This is a genomic window from Bradyrhizobium sp. 195, assembly GCF_023101665.1.
GTDB lineage: Bacteria > Pseudomonadota > Alphaproteobacteria > Rhizobiales > Xanthobacteraceae > Bradyrhizobium.
Map to the genome: position 1 here is coordinate 3,998,815 of NZ_CP082161.1, position 15,257 is coordinate 4,014,071.

The following is a 15,257-nucleotide window of genomic DNA, read 5'->3' on the forward strand; positions in this document are numbered from 1 at the left end:
ATCAGCCCTGACTGGTGGCGGTCTGGTCAGCGCGGCGGCGCTGGATGCGGCGCAGGGTCTGGTCGAGCGCTGAGAGAAAGGTGGAGCGGTCGCGCGGTGAGAACGATCTGGGGCCGCCGGTGACTTCGCCGGCCGAACGCAAATCCGTCATGAGGTTGCGCACCGCCAGCGTCATCCCGATCGACTCCTCCGTGAACGGTTTTCCGTTCGGCGCGATCACGTCGGCGCCGGCCTTGACGCAGCGGCTCGCCAGCGGAATGTCCGATGTCACGACGACGTCGCCGGGCTTGGCGCGCTCGGCGATCCAATCGTCGGCGGCGTCCATGCCGGCGCCCGCGGCGATGCGCTCGATCAGCGGGTCCTGCGGCACGCGGATGAAATTGCCTGCGACGACGCTCACGGGCACGCCGTGCCGGAGCGCGACGCGGTAGATCTCGTCCTTCACCGGACAGGCGTCGGCGTCGACATAGATGCGGGTGGGGGTGTCGGTCATTGGCCGCGTGGTACCCCATTCGGGCCGCAAAGGCGAGGGGATTGACCCGTGTTCCCCGGGGCCTACGATTGGCCCGAAACAACAAGACTACAGGGAACGCCCATCATGCCGAACCGGCTCGAAACCTGGCGCGTCGAGGCCTACAACACCGCCAAGCAATCCGAAAACAAGATGCACGACGACAATGTGGCGCGCCGCTTCGGCTTTTCCGGCGGGTTGGTCCCGGGCGTCGATGTCTTCGCCTACATGATGCACGTGCCGATTGCCCGCTGGGGCCGCGACTTCCTTAGTCGCGGGCTGGTCGAGGCGCGCTTCATCAAGCCGGTCTATGATGGCGAGGCCGCCGATGTCGATGCAACCGAGCACAATGAGTTGCTGACGATCGAGGTGTTCAGCCGCACCGAGCTGTGCGCCACCGGCACGGCCTCGCTGCCGGCGGCTGCGCCGGCGATTTCATTGCGCGACTATGTCGAGGTCCCCGCGATCACCGAGCGCAAGCCCGTCAGCCCCACGACGTTCGAGACAGGCAAATGGCTGGGCACGGCACCGCGCCGCTGGGCCGGGCAGGACGCGGCCGATTATCTCGCCGACATCAGGGAGACCGACCCGATCTTCGCGCGCGAAGGGCTCGGCCATCCCGGCCTGATCCAGCGCGTGATGAACCGTGTGTTGGTGGACAACACGATCTTGGGCCCGTGGATCCATGTCGGCAGCCGCATGCAGCTGTTGTCGGCGGCGCATGCCGGTGACGAGATCACCGCGCGGGCGAAAGTCACCGCAAACTACGAGAAGAAGGGTCACCGCTTCGTCGAGCTCGACGCGCTCGTCGTCGCCAACGGCAGGACGCCGCTTGCGCATTGCCAGCACACGGCGATCTATCAGCCGCGCGAGCAGGCGGTGGCGTAAGTCGCGGGAAGGGGAAAATTTATCACTCCAAGAACGATGTCATGCCCCGGCTTGACCGGGGCATCCAGTACGCTGCGGCGGTTATTGTCAGAGCGAGCTCTCCGACGAAGGCCTCTGGAATACTGGATCGCCCGGTCAAGCCGGGCGATGACAGTTGTGTGTGAGGAAATGGCGAGCGACCGGCTACGGCGCCCCCTTACGCCGCCGTGGCCTTCGCCTCCAGGATCGCGCGCCACACGCGCTCCGGGGTCAGCGGCATGTCGATCTGCTTGATGCCGTAGTCAGAGAGCGCATCGAGCACGGCGTTCACAACGGTTGACAGGCTGCCGGCGCAGCCGGCTTCGCCGCAGCCCTTGCTGCCGAGCGGATTGGTCGTGGCCGGCACCGGGTGATCGCCGACCGTCATGTTCGGCACATCCTCGGCGCGGGGCAGGGCGTAGTCCATCAGCGAGCCCGTGATCGGCTGGCCGCTCTCGTCGTAGCGGATGTGCTCCATCAGCGCTTGTCCGATGCCCTGGACGACGCCGCCATGGAGCTGGCCTGCGACCAGCAGCGGGTTGATCACCGTGCCGAAATCGTTGACCGCGCTGTAGCGCACGATCTGCACCACGCCGGTCTCCGGATCGATCTCGACTTCCGCAACGTGGCAGCCGTTCGGGAACGCCGAGGGCACCGGCTCGCTGGTGTGGTCGACGTCGAGGCTGTCGGGCACGCCGTCCGGCGTCTTGCCGTCATGCAGCTTCTTGGCCAGCTCCATGATGTCGATGCTGCGGTCGGTGCCGGCGATGGTGAAGCTACCGCCTTCGAACTCGATGTCGGCCTCGGAGGCCTCCAGCATGTGCGCCGCGGCGCGCTTGCCCTTCTCGATGACGAGCTTGGCGGCGCCCACGATCGCCATGCCGGTGGCGGTGATCGAGCGCGAGCCGCCGGTGCCGTTGCCGGCGTGAACGATGTCGCTGTCGCCCTGCACCAGCTTCACGCTCTCGAAGGGGACGCCGAGCTGCTCGGACAACACCTGCGCAAACGGCGTCGCATGGCCCTGGCCGTAATCGAGCGTGCCGGTGATGAGCTGCACGCTGCCGTCGGCATCGAACACGATCTTGCCGAGCTCGGGGCTCGGCGGCGCCGTGACTTCGAGATAGGAGCCGACGGCAATGCCGCGCAGTTTGCCGGCCTTCCTGCTCTCCTTCTTGCGCTTGGCGAAATTCTCGTGGTCGGAGATTTCGAGCGCCTTGTTGAACACGGCCTGGAAGTCGCCGCTGTCATAGGTGACGCCGGAGGAGGCCGGGAACGGCATCTGGTTCGGCTTGATGAAGTTGCGCTTGCGCAAGGTCAGCCGGTTGATGCCCATCTCGTCGGCGGCGCGGTCGATCAGCCGCTCCATGTAATAGTTCGCCTCGGGTCGGCCGGCGCCGCGATAGGCGCCCATCAGCGTGGTGTTGGTCAGCACCACCTTGATGTCCACCGCCATCAAGGGCGTGCGGTAGACGCTGGAAAAATTCTTGCCGGTGTTGAGCGAGAGCGGCCCCGGCGCGACGCCGGTGATGTAGGCGCCGAGATTGCCGTAGCCGGACAATTTGGCCGCGAGGAAATGCCCTTCGGCATCGAGTGCCAGCTCGGCGTGGATCTTCTGCGCACGGCCGTGGCTGTCAGAGAGGAAGGCGGTCGAGCGTTCGTCGAGCCATTTCACCGGGCGGCCCAGTGCCTTGGCCGCGTACAGGATGCACATGTATTCGGGATAGTTGATGTTCTTCATGCCGAAGGAGCCGCCGACATTGGCGGTGAGGATGCGCACCTTCTCGTTCGGCACTTTCAAGTTCTTGGCGAGGTTGGCGCGGTTGCCGGCAACGCCCTGCGTCGGCACTTGCAGCGTGTAGCGCTCGGTCTTCTTCTCATAGGAGGCAAGGCCGACGCGCGGCTCCATCGAGACCACGGCGACACGGGTGTTCTCGATGTCGATCCTGGTGACATGGGCGGCGCTGGCGAAAGCCGCGTTGACCTTCTCCATGTCGCCATAATGGTAGTCGAGCGCGACGTTATCAGGGATGTGCTCATAGAGCTGCGGCGCGCCGGGCCTGGAAGCTTCTTCGGGGTCGGTCACGGCCGGCAGTGGCTCGACGTCGAGCTCGACCGCCTCGGCCGCATCGCGCGCCTGCGCCAGCGTCTCGGCCACCACGAAAGCGACGGGATCGCCGACGAAGCGGACCTTGTCGGTCGCGAGCGGCTGGCGGTTGGTCTGAAGCAGGGGCGAGCCGTCGCGGCTCTTCAGCGGCAGGCCGCAGGTGAAGGGGCCGTAGCCTGCGGCATCGAGATCCTTGCCGGTCCACACTCCCAGCACGCCCGGCATTGCCTTGGCGGCATCGATGCCGATGCCGCGGATGATGCCATGGGCGTGGGTGGAACGGACGACCACGGCATGGGCCTGGCCGGGCAGGTTGAAATCGTCGGTATAGCGGCCCTTGCCGCGCACCAGCGTGTCGTCCTCCTTGCGGCGGACGGGCTGCCCGACGCCATATTTTTGCAGTGCAATAGCGTTTTCGAGCGTGGCCGATTTGGTGTGTTCTTGCATGGAATTGACCTGAAAAGCCGGCATTTGCGCATTTTCGCGGCAGCGGGGGACCGGACTCCACTGAGATAACCCACCACCCTGTTCACGACAACGCACGAATGGGCATGGTCCCATGTGATGCGTTGTTGCGCATACCCGCCGCGCTGCTAATGTTTCAGGCGAAAAAGCAATTCCAGACCGGCCCGACCGGCCGCGGAAAGACAGTTTGTATGAATGACCACACGCGGCTCCGCGACGGCCATGCGCCGCACGGTGAGCTGGGGTCGATGGCGGCGGTGGCGTTGGCCACCGAACCGGCCGTCGGCGCGCAGGCGTCGGGAACCGGCGTCTACGCGGCGCTGGACCTCGGCACCAACAATTGCAGGCTGCTGATCGCCTGTCCGACCCAGGATGGCTTTCGCGTCGTCGATTCCTTCTCGCGCATCATCCGGCTCGGGGAGGGTGTCTCGGCGACCGGCTGCATCAGCGATGCCGCGATCGAGCGCGCCATCGCCGCGCTCAGCATTTGTCGCGACAAGATCAATTTGCGGAAAGCGCGCCGGTTGCGGCTGATTGCAACCGAGGCCTGCCGCGCGGCCTCGAATGCGGAGGGTTTTCGCAGCCGCGTTGCGGCCGAGACCGGCATCGAGCTCGAGGTGATCGACCGCGAGACCGAGGCCGCGCTCGCCGTGCTCGGCTGCTCGCCGCTGGTCGACCCCAGGGGACGCGGCGCGATCCTGTTCGACATCGGCGGCGGCTCGACCGAGCTGGTGCGGATCGAGCGCGACCCGGAAAATCCGGAGCCGCGCATCAAGGCCTGGATGTCGATTCCCTATGGTGTGGTGACGCTCGCCGAGCAGTTTGGCGGCCGCGACGTGACGCCGGGGATTTATGCTGCGATGGAGGAGGTGGTCGCGAACCACGTCGCGCCGTTCGCGGAAGAGCATGGCGGCGATCTCGCCGGCATGCACCTGCTGGGCACATCAGGCACGGTGACGACGCTCGCCGGTATCCATCTCAACCTCGCGCGCTATGACCGCCGCCGCATCGACAGCATCTGGATGAACGATTCCGACATCAGCGCAACGATCAACAAGCTGCTCGGCATGAGCTACGAGGAGCGCGCCGGCAACAACTGCATCAGCGTCGAGCGCGCCGATCTCGTGCTCGCCGGCTGCGCCATCCTCGATGCCATCAGGCGCGCCTTTCCGCTGCCGCGCCTGCGCGTCGCCGACCGGGGCCTGCGCGAAGGCATGCTGGTCGAGATGATGCGCGAGGACGGCGCGCTCAGGAGCTGGTGAGATGGCCAAGGACACCACCGGCCGCTTGCACGTCCAGGTCAAGACCGGCGGCAAGCGCAAATTGTCGTCGAAGCTTTGGCTGGAGCGGCAGCTCAACGATCCCTATGTGGTCAAAGCCAAGGCGGCGGGATATCGCTCGCGCGCGGCGTTCAAGCTGCTCGAGATCGACGACAAGTTTCGGTTTCTGAAGCCCGGCATGGCCGTGGTCGACCTCGGCGCGGCACCCGGCGGCTGGAGCCAGATCGCTGCCAAGCGCGTCGGCTCCACCGAAGGCAAGGGCAAGGTCGTCGCGATCGATCTGTTGGAAATGCCGGAGATTCCCGGCGTCGAGTTCGCGCAGCTCGATTTCATGGACAATGACGCGCCCGACAAGCTGACCGCGATGCTGGGCGGCGGCGCCGACATCGTGATGTCCGACATGGCCGCCAACACCACCGGCCACCGCAAGACCGACCAGCTCCGCATCGTCGGCCTCGTCGAAACCGCGGCCGCCTTTGCCTGCGACGTGCTCAAGCCCGGCGGCACGTTCCTGGCAAAGACCTTCCAGAGCGGCGCCGACGCCGATCTGCTCGCCCAGCTCAAGCGCGACTTCGCCACCGTGCGCCACGTCAAACCGGCGGCGAGCCGGCAGGATTCCTCGGAGCGCTATGTGCTCGCGACTGGGTTTCGGGGCGGGGCGCAGGAGTAGCCTCCGTCATTGCGAGGAGCGAAGCGACGAAGCAATCCAGAATCCCTCCGCGGAAAGATTGCTTCGCTGCGCTCGCAATGACGAGGAGAGTCTACCCCAGCCGCTGATCCCGCACGTCCTGCGTATCCTCGCTCGCCGCCTTGACCGCCGCCTTCTCAGCACCCTTGCCGGCGCCCTTGCGGCTCGCGATCTCCACGGCCTTGCGGCCGGAGATCTCGTGGCCGGCGTCAGCGGGCATCTGCCAGAAGAACCAGCTCGACGCCGCCGAGGTCAGCGCGATCACGACAAAGGCCGGCGCGAACACGGTGGCGTCGATCTCGCCGACATGGTTGAACCACATCGTCGTTTCCACGCAGGCCGCGCCGACCGCGACGCCGGCCGAGACCGCCAATTGCTGGTTAACGCTGACGAGCGTCGTGGCACGGCTCATCTGCGCGGTTTCGACGTCGGCATAGGCGACCGTGTTGATCGCGGTGAATTCCAGCGAGCGGAAGAAGCCACCGACCACCAGGATGACCATGATGATGAGCAGCGGCGTCGTCACCGTGAACAGCGCGCAGACGGCGAGGAAGAACGCGCTGACGATCGCGTTCACCGTCATCAGATTGCGGAAGCCGAAGGTGCGGATGAGGCGTGCCGCCAGCGTCTTCATGCCCATGGCGCCGAGCGAGGAGGAGAAGGTGACGAGGCCGGAATGGAACGGCGACAGCCCGAAGCCGATCTGCATCAACAGGGGAAGCAGGAACGGCAGCGCGCCGATGCCGAGCCGGAACATGAAGCCGCCGAACACGGCCGCGCGCAGTGTCGGCAGCTTCAGGAGCGAGAAGTCGAGCACCGGCGAGCCCGTGCGCCGGGCGTGCAGGACATATAGTGTCATCGAGATCGCGCCACCCACGACCAGGGCGGCGACGGTGCTCCACGGCAGCAGGTTCAGTCCGGCAACAGAGAGCCCGAACGCGATGCCGGCAAGCCCGATACCCGCGAGCACCATGCCGTAGAGATCGAACGGCTCCTGCGTCTCGCTCTTGATGGGATCGATGAAGCGCAGCGCCATGAAGATGCCGAGCAGCCCGATCGGGATGTTGATCAGGAAGATCCAGTGCCAGGAGGCGTAAGTGGTGATGAAGCCGCCGAGCGGCGGGCCGATCACCGGGCCGATCAGGGCCGGGACCGTCACCCACGCCATGGCGTTGACGAGCGCGCTCTTGTCGACCGAGCGCAGCAGCACGAGGCGGCCGACCGGCGTCATCATCGCTCCGCCCATGCCCTGCAGGATGCGCGCGAACACGAAATCGGTGACCGAGGACGATAGCGCGCAGCCGACCGAGCCGACCATGAACACGCCCACCGCGATCGCGAACACCATCCGCGCGCCGAACCGGTCGGCGGTCCAGCCGCTCGCCGGGATGAACACCGCGAGCGACAGCAGGTAGGAGGTGATCGCGAGCTTGAGCGTCAGCGGACTTGTGCCGATGTCAGCCGCGATCGCCGGCAGCGAGGTGGCGATCACCGTCGAGTCCATGTTCTCCATGAAGAGAGCAGTGGCCACGATCAGCGGAATGACGCGTTGCTTGTCGACCATGACGGATTGGTAATGAAAATCGGAAGGAAGGGCTGTTTGCGGCTTATCACCGCCGGCTGCCTGCGACCATTGCGGATCGACGCATAGCACCTAAATCCTGCGTAACAGGGGTGCCCTCTCTTCCGTCATTCCGGGGCGGGCCCCTTGGCGCGAACCCGGAATGACGGCGGGTTGGCCGCGCAGGGCTATCCCCGCCGAATTTGCGTAAAAAGCCTGTGCATGGCTGGCCGGCGCTCCGAATTGCTTTGATTCGTCACGCGGCCGTGCTATCGACCCGCGTCAACCCCACCGATGGGCTCCGATTCTCCGGCGTTGCCGCAAGGTACGCCGAGGGCGGCGCTCATCCATTAGCATTTGCGGCAGGGCCGCAGGAAGGAGTTGGCAAATGGCCACGGTGCAACTTCAGGGCATCCGCGAAGCCTTTACGTTCGACGACGTGCTGCTGAAGCCGGGCCTGTCGGACGTCATGCCGGGCGAGGTCGACATCCGCTCCCGCGTCACCCGCGCCATTCCGCTCAACATCCCGATCATGGCCTCGGCCATGGACACCGTCACCGAAGCCCGCATGGCCATCGCCATGGCGCAGGCCGGCGGCCTCGGCGTCATCCACCGCAATTTCGATCCCGAAGGGCAGGCCGCCCAGGTGCGGCAGGTCAAGCGCTACGAGTCGGGCATGGTGGTGAACCCGCTCACCATCAGCCCCGAGGCCTCGCTCGACGACGCGCTCAAGCTGATGAGCGATCACGGCATCTCCGGCATTCCCGTCGTCACCGGCGCGGGCAAGTCCACGCCGGGCAAGCTGGTCGGCATCCTCACCAACCGCGACGTGCGCTTTGCCACCGACCGCCGGCAAAAAGTCTCCGAGCTGATGACGCATGAAGGCCTCGTCACGGTGCGCGAGAATGTCAGCCAGGACGAGGCGCGGCGGATGCTGCACCAGCATCGCATCGAGAAGCTGCTCGTGGTCGATGAGCAATATCGCTGCGTCGGCCTCATCACCGTGAAGGACATGGAAAAGGCGGTCGCCCATCCGCTTGCCTGCAAGGACGCGCAAGGGCGCCTGCGTGTTGCCGCCGCCACCACCGTCGGCGACACCGGCTTCGAGCGCACCGAGCGGCTGATCGACGCGGGCGTCGACCTCGTCGTCGTCGACACCGCGCACGGCCATTCCCGTCATGTGCTGCATGCGGTGAACCGCATCAAGCGTCTGTCCAATTCGGTGCAGGTCGTGGCCGGCAACGTCGCCACCACCGAGGGCACGCAGGCGCTGATCGACGCGGGCGCAGACTGCATCAAGGTCGGCATCGGTCCAGGCTCGATCTGCACCACGCGCATCGTCGCCGGCGTCGGCGTTCCCCAGCTCACCGCGATCATGGATGCCGTGGAAGCGGCGAAGAAGGCCGACATCCCCGTCATCGCCGACGGCGGCATCAAGTTCTCCGGCGACCTCGCCAAGGCGCTCGCCGCCGGCGCCGACATCGCCATGGTCGGCTCGCTGCTCGCCGGCACCGACGAGACGCCCGGCGAAGTGTTCTTGTGGCAGGGCCGCTCCTACAAGGCCTATCGCGGCATGGGCTCGGTCGGTGCGATGGCGCGCGGATCTGCCGACCGCTACTTCCAGCAGGACATCAAGGACACGCTGAAGCTCGTGCCTGAAGGCATCGAGGGCCAGGTGCCGTATAAAGGCCCGGTCGGCAACGTCATGCATCAGCTCGCCGGCGGCCTGCGCGCCGCGATGGGTTATGTCGGCGCGCGTGACATGAAGGAGCTGCACGACAAGGCGCAATTCGTCCGCATCACCGGCGCGGGCCTGCGTGAAAGCCACGTCCACGACGTCACCATCACGCGCGAAGCCCCGAACTATCCGGGCGGGGGCTAGGCGCTCCCTTTGGCTCGCGCGAGCGCGTGGATTTTGGCGCGCTTGCCTCAACGACGGTGTCATGCCCCGGCTTGACCGGGGCCATCCAATACGCCGCAGCCTCTCGGCTCAATCACGACTGTCTCCGGAATACTGGATCGCCCGATCAAGTCGGGCGATGACAGCGAGTTTGTGGTTGCTTCGTGCCACAAGCTCGTCATTGCGAGGAGCTCTTGCGACGAAGCAATCCAGTCCTTTTGTATTGACGCGGCTGGATTGCTTCGCTTCGCTCGCAATGACAGAAAAGTGGAGGAAGCCATGTCCCAAGCAAAACGCATCGTTCTCGCCGCGCGTCCCGTCGGCGAACCCAAGCCATCTGATTTCCGCATCGAGGAATTCGCTGTCCCGACGCCTGCGGCGGGTGAAGTCCTGCTGCGCACGATCTGGCTGTCGCTCGATCCCTATATGCGCGGGCGCATGAGCGATGGTCCGTCCTATGCAGCTCCGGTGCCGATCGGCGGGGTGATGGAGGGCGAGGCGGTCAGCGAGGTCGCGGCGTCCAACAATCCCAGCTTCGCCAAAGGCGACATCGTGCGCATCCGTTCCGGCTGGCAGACGCACGCGATCTCCAATGGCAATGGCCTGATCAAGGTCGATCCGAAGCTCGGTCCGATCTCAACTTCGGTCGGCGTGCTCGGCATGCCCGGCATGACCGCGTACACGGGCCTGCTCGACATCGGCAAGCCGCAAGCAGGCGAGACCGTCGTCGTTGCCGGCGCCTCCGGCGCGGTCGGCTCGGCCGTCGGCCAGATCGCCAAGATCAAGGGCGCACGTGCAGTTGGAATCGCCGGCGGCAAGGACAAGTGCGACTACGTGGTGAGGGAGCTCGGCTTCGATGCCTGCATCGATCACCGCGATCCGGATCTCGCCGCCAAGCTGAAGGATGCCTGCCCCAAGGGGATCGACGTCTATTTCGAGAATGTCGGCGGCGCCGTGTTCGAGGCGGTGTTCCCGCTGCTCAACCCGTTTGCCCGCGTGCCGGTCTGCGGCCTGATCGCGCACTACAACGACACTGAGGCCAAGCCGCCGAAATGGGCCGCCAGCATGATGCGCGCGACGCTGACCAAGCGGCTGACCTTCCGCGGCTTCATCGTCTCCGACTTCGCCGCGCGCCATGGCGACTTCCTGCGCGACATGTCCACCTGGGTTCGCGACGGCAAGGTCAAGTACAAGGAGTTCGTCACCGAGGGCCTGGAGAGCGCCCCCGGCGCCTTCATGGGGCTGCTGAAGGGCGCCAATTTCGGCAAGCAGCTGGTCCGGGTCGGGCCGGATAAGGCCTGACCCCGCCGCGTCCGCCTCCAAGGGAGGGGACGGTATGGATAACAAAGAGTGACCGATCGGCCACACCTGTTCCGCAAAAGCCGCAGGTGTGACCGTCGGTTCATTGACCGCAAGGCGAAGACGTTGAATCATCGCGCATATTTTGGGTGTTGCGATGTTAGAGATCAGTGTTTTCTGCGTTATCCTGCTTGCTGCCGGCTATTGGGTGGCGATGTTCGTCATGGGCCGCCACGACGACGTCATTCACGGCAAGTTCGTCCGCTCCGAGGAGGACGGCGATTTTGCGCGACCCGCGATGCCGGCGCCGCCGCCGCCGTTCCCGAAGCGTCCGGTCAAGGCCGCGCAGCCTGCCAAGCGGGCCATTGCCAATGATCTGGCGGCCAAGCCGGTGAACAGCGAGGCGCTGCAATCCTTGCTCGCCGCAATCCAGCAGGACCTCAAGAGCGTCGCTTGAGCGGCCAAGCGCGTTAGTGCTCGCCGCCCATCTGGGCGAGGAGTTCCTCGACGTCGACATCGACCTGGCCCGCGGCCCTGACGTGGCGGACCTCGAAGCTGTCGGGTCGGAAGCTATACTCGACCAGGCCGACTTCCTTGATCGCGATCCGCTCCTGGCGCTGATCGTTGATGACGAAGCCGGCCGATGGCGCCCAGACATGGCGGGTGCGGCGATAGCTGAAATCGCGCCGCTGGTGCACGTGGCCGCTGGCGATGAGGCGCAGATCGACGCGCTCGAACATCTCGATCAGCCGGGCCCGTGCCGGCTGCGGCACGTAGCGGATCGAGGTCTCCGGCGTTTCAGGATCGTCGGGCAGGTTGAGAAACACAGGTTTGTGCAGGAACAGCGCGACCGGCCTGCCGTTCGTATGCGCGATCTCGGACGCCAGCCAGTCGAACTGCTCGGCCTCGAAGGCGAGCCCCGAATTCATCACCAGGGAATTGAGTCCGATGAAGCGCCAGCCTGCGGCCTCGAACGCCCAATGGTCTTCGCCGATGATGTCGCAGAATTGCCGGCGGTGCGCTTCGCTGACCGGCGGCTTTGGTGCCGGCCCGATCGCGGTCGGATTATCGCCGATATCGTGGTTGCCGGGAAGGTAACGGCACGCGACGGGCAGAGCGTCGTGCAGGCCTTTTGCAAAGACGACGTCATCGCGGCCGGTCGGCCCGTCGAAGGAGACGTCGCCGCTATTGATGACGAGGTCGGGCCTGTCAGCGTCGATGTGCTCGCAAACGCGATGGAAGTTGGCGACCAGGCCGGGGAAGCGCCGGCCGAGGTGGGTGTCGGAAATCTGCGTCAGACGAAATTCGGACATGCGATCATCGTATCAATTGTCGCGCGTCGGAACGATGACGGCGCCGGCATGGATCGCAACGAACAAAGTTTAAAGCACGCGGTAGCGGATCGTGTAGGCGTCCTGCGGCGCCACGGGTCCGGCGAGCGGCGAGGCGATGCGGTCGGCGAGGTGCCAGGGACCGAACTGCTCGGAGCGATGCGGCTCGGCAGGCAGACGGAGACGGAACTCGAAAATGCCCTTGCCGGGCAGGTTCACGACCAGCACGCGGTCCGCGGTGCGGTGGTTGAGCGCGACCGCGCCGCGCAGCATCGTACGGCCGTCGGAGAGGTCGCGCACGCCGTCGACCAGCGCCAGCGTCTGGTTTCGGTCGGTGTGCAACTCGATCTGGGTGTCGGTCGCCGCCGTCAGCATCTCCCGGGGCATGCGGATCTCGAACTCGACCGCCGGCTTGGACGGGTTGAGGCCGAGATAGGCGAGGGCGGCGTGACGCATGTCGTAGGCCGCGAAGGCGAACAGGGCGACCGCGGCGAGCGTCGCAACCCCATGCCTCGCAACGTCTCGCCAGGTCCGGTAGCTCAGGCGGAAGTACACCGTCATCGCCAGCGCGACCGCGAGCGCCATCGCGATACCTGACAGCGCCGACATCAGGATGCCGAGCCGGCCGTCGGCGGATTCGGTCCAGAGGCTGGTCAGGGTGGTCATGGCGCCATCTCGCCTGGGGACCCCGAAGGGGGCCGAAATCGCTTTAATGATCGGTGGTTGGTCGCAAGACCGGGAAGGCCGGTTCAACTGGTTGATTGTCAGGACGAGGAGCGGCGGCTAATGGACGGTCCGGCGGCCCCCGCCGGATGGGAAACCTCAGATGTCCGTTCAAATGGTCTTGCTGCCGGTCTTCGTCCAGATCGGGCTCACCTTCGCGCTTCTGATCGGCATGGTCTTCGCGCGCCGCAAGACGCTGGTCGCGGGCGAGACGAACATCCGCGACATTGCGCTCGGCGAGCCGAACTGGCCCAAGGGCGCCACACAAATCGCCAATTGCTACCGCAACCAGTTCGAGCTGCCGGTGCTGTTCTACGTCCTGATCGCGCTGGCCTTGCCGCTGCGCCGCGCCGATCTCTTCATCGTGCTGATGTCCTGGGTGTTCGTGGTGACGCGCTTTGCCCATGCCGGGGTCTTCGTCTCCTCGAACGATCTCGGCCGGCGCTCCACGGTCTGGCTCGCCGGCGTGCTCGTGATGCTGGCGATGTGGATCTACTTCGCCCTGAAGCTCTTATTGCTGATCTAGGCGCCTGCCCGCCAATGCTGATCTGAAAGATTGAGAATGACCCCCGCTGCCCGGCTGTCCGCAGCCATCGAGCTCATCGACACCATCGAGAAAGACCGCGTGCCCGCGGCCAAGGCGCTGAAGGAGTGGGGCACCGCGCACCGCTTTGCCGGTTCCGGTGACCGCGCCGCCATCGCCGGCCTCGTCTGGGACGTGCTGCGCCGCTACGCCTCGAGCGCGTTCCTGATGGATTCCGACACCGCGCGTGCCAGGCTGATCGGCATGCTCCGGCTCGAGCGCAACATGGACGTGGCGACGATGGGCGCGTTGTTCGACGGCAGTCGCTTTGCGCCGGCGCCGCTGACGGAGGCCGAGGAGGGCGCGCTCAGTCATCGCTCCCTCGCGGATGCGCCTGCCGCGATCGCAGGCGACTATCCCGAATGGCTGGATCCGCACCTTGCAAAGGTGTTCGGCGATACCCGCGCGGCGGAAGCGGTCGCGATGGCGAGCCGGGCGCCGCTCGACCTGCGGGTCAACACGCTAAAATCCAATCGCGACAAGGCAATGCAGTCGCTTGCTCATCTTCATGCGAAACCGACGCCTTGGTCCGCAACGGGCCTGCGCATCGAGCTTTCGGCCGATGCGCGCAACCCCGGCATCCAGGCCGAGGAGGATTTCATCAAGGGCGGAATTGAAGTGCAGGATGAGGGATCGCAGCTTGCGGCCCAATTCACCGCGGCAAAACCCGGCGAGCAGGTGATCGACCTCTGCGCGGGCGCGGGCGGCAAGACGTTGGCGCTCGCCGCCTTGATGCAGGGCAAGGGCCGGCTGATCGCGACCGACCGCGACAAGCGCCAGCTCGCGCCGATCCACGAACGGCTGTCGCGCGCCGGCGTCCACAATGCCGATGTCCGCACGCCCAAGGGCGAGGCCGATTCGCTGGCCGACATCCGCGGCACCGCGGACCTCGTCGTGATCGATGCGCCCTGTACGGGAACCGGAACCTGGCGCCGCAATCCCGACGCCAAATGGCGCATGCGGCCGGGCGCGCTGGAGATCCGCCTGCGCGACCAGGCCGAGGTGCTGGAGCGGGCGGTGCCGCTGGTGAAGCAAGGCGGCCGCATCGCCTACATCACCTGCTCGGTGCTATCAGAAGAGAACGGCGAGCAGGTGAGGGCCTTCGTCGGCCGCCACCCCGAGTTTTCGGTGGTGCCGCCCGAGCAGACCGCGAGCGTTCTCTGGGACAAGGCGGAGGATTTTGGGCAGGCCGCGCTGCAGTCGGACGAGGGCTGGCTGTTGACGCCGCGGCGCACGGGAACCGACGGGTTCTTCGTCTCGGTGCTGCGGAAGGCGTAAGTCTGTAGGGCGGATTAGCCGGCGGCTGCGTGAAGCGCAGCAGCTGGCGTAATCCGCCGTTTCTCTCTCCGGCGCGGCAGGCGTGGCGGATTACGCTGCGCTAATCCGCCCTACGGACCGCGTTTGACGCCCCCAAAACAAAAGCCCCGCGAACCGAAGCTCGCGGGGCTTTCTTTTTCTAACGTTCTGCCGGTACGTCCGTGGTCAGAACGCTGCGCGGGCGTTAGCCGACGCGGAGATTGTCAGCCGACGACTTGCCGCTGCGACGATCGGCGACGATGTCGAACGAGACCTTCTGACCCTCGTTGAGGGAGGAGAGGCCAGCGCGCTCGACGGCGCTGATGTGCACGAACACGTCCTTCTGGCCGTCGTCCGGCTGGATGAAACCATAACCCTTTTGGGTGTTGAACCACTTCACGGTGCCCATAGCCATGGGAATTTCCTTCAGTTAGTTAGAGAGAGTACGCACGTGGACCGGTACGCAGCATTGCGCCCATAGCCCTGTTCAGTCGATGTTTGGAGAAGTCATCTGAAGCGTGCGCGCCCGTCAGCAACGAAGCGAAGCGGCCCAGTCGTTCGGCCAAGTATCGATGATCACAATATAGCGAGAATTTGGGGCCAGTTCAAG

At 65.7% G+C, this 15,257-nt stretch carries 14 protein-coding genes; 8 read left to right on the top strand and 6 right to left on the bottom strand.

Annotated features, from left to right (window positions below; translation table 11 throughout):
- Window position 1: 1 nt before the first annotated feature.
- Window positions 2-493: a YaiI/YqxD family protein gene (locus IVB26_RS18265; protein ID WP_247972917.1), complete on the bottom strand. Its 492-nt coding sequence runs from the start codon at window positions 491-493 to the stop codon at window positions 2-4.
- A gap of 105 nt (window positions 494-598) precedes the next feature.
- On the opposite strand from IVB26_RS18265, the gene IVB26_RS18270 reads away from it, so the two are divergent.
- Window positions 599-1,399 (top strand): hypothetical protein, encoded by an 801-nt coding sequence (locus IVB26_RS18270; protein WP_247972918.1) that lies wholly within the window; start codon window positions 599-601, stop codon window positions 1,397-1,399.
- Window positions 1,400-1,595: 196 nt separating this feature from the next.
- Here IVB26_RS18270 and IVB26_RS18275 read toward each other — a convergent pair whose 3' ends face one another.
- Window positions 1,596-3,968, bottom strand: a complete 2,373-nt coding sequence (locus tag IVB26_RS18275; RefSeq protein ID WP_247972919.1) for a xanthine dehydrogenase family protein molybdopterin-binding subunit — start codon at window positions 3,966-3,968, stop codon at window positions 1,596-1,598.
- A 209-nt stretch (window positions 3,969-4,177) separates the two neighbouring features.
- Between IVB26_RS18275 and IVB26_RS18280 the strand changes: the two genes are divergently transcribed.
- Together IVB26_RS18280 and IVB26_RS18285 are read left to right on the top strand one after the other, a co-directional pair.
- Window positions 4,178-5,248, top strand: a complete 1,071-nt coding sequence (locus tag IVB26_RS18280) for a Ppx/GppA phosphatase family protein (protein ID WP_247972920.1) — start codon at window positions 4,178-4,180, stop codon at window positions 5,246-5,248.
- Window position 5,249: 1 nt separating this feature from the next.
- Window positions 5,250-5,936, top strand: a complete 687-nt coding sequence (locus tag IVB26_RS18285) for an RlmE family RNA methyltransferase (protein ID WP_247972921.1) — start codon at window positions 5,250-5,252, stop codon at window positions 5,934-5,936.
- 91 nt (window positions 5,937-6,027) lie between these two features.
- Here the strand turns inward: IVB26_RS18285 and IVB26_RS18290 are convergent, their stop codons facing one another.
- On the bottom strand, window positions 6,028-7,518 hold the full coding sequence (locus tag IVB26_RS18290; RefSeq protein WP_247972922.1) for an MFS transporter: 1,491 nt from the start codon (window positions 7,516-7,518) through the stop codon (window positions 6,028-6,030).
- Window positions 7,519-7,903: 385 nt separating this feature from the next.
- Between IVB26_RS18290 and guaB the strand changes: the two genes are divergently transcribed.
- From guaB to IVB26_RS18305, 3 genes are all read left to right on the top strand, one after another.
- Window positions 7,904-9,397, top strand: coding sequence for an IMP dehydrogenase (gene guaB / locus IVB26_RS18295; protein ID WP_247972923.1), 1,494 nt, complete (start codon window positions 7,904-7,906; stop codon window positions 9,395-9,397).
- Window positions 9,398-9,694: 297 nt separating this feature from the next.
- Window positions 9,695-10,717, top strand: a complete 1,023-nt coding sequence (locus IVB26_RS18300) for an NADP-dependent oxidoreductase (protein WP_247972924.1) — start codon at window positions 9,695-9,697, stop codon at window positions 10,715-10,717.
- A gap of 154 nt (window positions 10,718-10,871) precedes the next feature.
- Window positions 10,872-11,171 (top strand): hypothetical protein, encoded by a 300-nt coding sequence (locus tag IVB26_RS18305; RefSeq protein ID WP_247972925.1) that lies wholly within the window; start codon window positions 10,872-10,874, stop codon window positions 11,169-11,171.
- Between the two features lie 13 nt (window positions 11,172-11,184).
- Here IVB26_RS18305 and IVB26_RS18310 read toward each other — a convergent pair whose 3' ends face one another.
- Both IVB26_RS18310 and IVB26_RS18315 read right to left on the bottom strand, forming a co-directional pair.
- A complete protein-coding gene (locus IVB26_RS18310; protein ID WP_247972926.1) occupies window positions 11,185-12,027 on the bottom strand; it encodes a metallophosphoesterase family protein in 843 nt (280 codons plus the stop codon).
- A 69-nt stretch (window positions 12,028-12,096) separates the two neighbouring features.
- Window positions 12,097-12,711: an acriflavin resistance protein gene (locus IVB26_RS18315; protein WP_246927357.1), complete on the bottom strand. Its 615-nt coding sequence runs from the start codon at window positions 12,709-12,711 to the stop codon at window positions 12,097-12,099.
- A 160-nt stretch (window positions 12,712-12,871) separates the two neighbouring features.
- Between IVB26_RS18315 and IVB26_RS18320 the strand changes: the two genes are divergently transcribed.
- The gene (locus IVB26_RS18320; protein WP_247972927.1) at window positions 12,872-13,294 is read left to right on the top strand and encodes an MAPEG family protein; all 423 of its coding nucleotides are present in this window, start codon (window positions 12,872-12,874) and stop codon (window positions 13,292-13,294) included.
- A gap of 36 nt (window positions 13,295-13,330) precedes the next feature.
- Entirely contained in the window at window positions 13,331-14,629 is a 1,299-nt protein-coding gene (locus tag IVB26_RS18325) for an RsmB/NOP family class I SAM-dependent RNA methyltransferase (RefSeq protein WP_247972928.1), read from the top strand.
- 223 nt (window positions 14,630-14,852) lie between these two features.
- Here IVB26_RS18325 and IVB26_RS18330 read toward each other — a convergent pair whose 3' ends face one another.
- Window positions 14,853-15,062 carry a cold-shock protein gene (locus IVB26_RS18330; RefSeq protein WP_008141931.1) on the bottom strand — a complete coding sequence of 70 codons (210 nt, stop codon included), beginning with the start codon at window positions 15,060-15,062 and terminating at the stop codon, window positions 14,853-14,855.
- Between the last annotated feature and the right edge of the window lie 195 nt (window positions 15,063-15,257).

Coding starts and splice junctions, on each gene's coding strand:
- IVB26_RS18270 (WP_247972918.1), top strand. CDS start 599: ATGCCGAACCGGCTCGAAACCTGGCGCGTCGAGGCCTACAACACCGCC.
- IVB26_RS18285 (WP_247972921.1), top strand. CDS start 5,250: ATGGCCAAGGACACCACCGGCCGCTTGCACGTCCAGGTCAAGACCGGC.
- IVB26_RS18265 (WP_247972917.1), bottom strand. CDS start 493: ATGACCGACACCCCCACCCGCATCTATGTCGACGCCGACGCCTGTCCG.
- IVB26_RS18315 (WP_246927357.1), bottom strand. CDS start 12,711: ATGACCACCCTGACCAGCCTCTGGACCGAATCCGCCGACGGCCGGCTC.
- guaB (WP_247972923.1), top strand. CDS start 7,904: ATGGCCACGGTGCAACTTCAGGGCATCCGCGAAGCCTTTACGTTCGAC.
- IVB26_RS18290 (WP_247972922.1), bottom strand. CDS start 7,518: ATGGTCGACAAGCAACGCGTCATTCCGCTGATCGTGGCCACTGCTCTC.
- IVB26_RS18320 (WP_247972927.1), top strand. CDS start 12,872: ATGTCCGTTCAAATGGTCTTGCTGCCGGTCTTCGTCCAGATCGGGCTC.
- IVB26_RS18330 (WP_008141931.1), bottom strand. CDS start 15,062: ATGGCTATGGGCACCGTGAAGTGGTTCAACACCCAAAAGGGTTATGGT.
- IVB26_RS18310 (WP_247972926.1), bottom strand. CDS start 12,027: ATGTCCGAATTTCGTCTGACGCAGATTTCCGACACCCACCTCGGCCGG.
- IVB26_RS18305 (WP_247972925.1), top strand. CDS start 10,872: ATGTTAGAGATCAGTGTTTTCTGCGTTATCCTGCTTGCTGCCGGCTAT.
- IVB26_RS18300 (WP_247972924.1), top strand. CDS start 9,695: ATGTCCCAAGCAAAACGCATCGTTCTCGCCGCGCGTCCCGTCGGCGAA.
- IVB26_RS18280 (WP_247972920.1), top strand. CDS start 4,178: ATGAATGACCACACGCGGCTCCGCGACGGCCATGCGCCGCACGGTGAG.
- IVB26_RS18325 (WP_247972928.1), top strand. CDS start 13,331: ATGACCCCCGCTGCCCGGCTGTCCGCAGCCATCGAGCTCATCGACACC.
- IVB26_RS18275 (WP_247972919.1), bottom strand. CDS start 3,968: ATGCAAGAACACACCAAATCGGCCACGCTCGAAAACGCTATTGCACTG.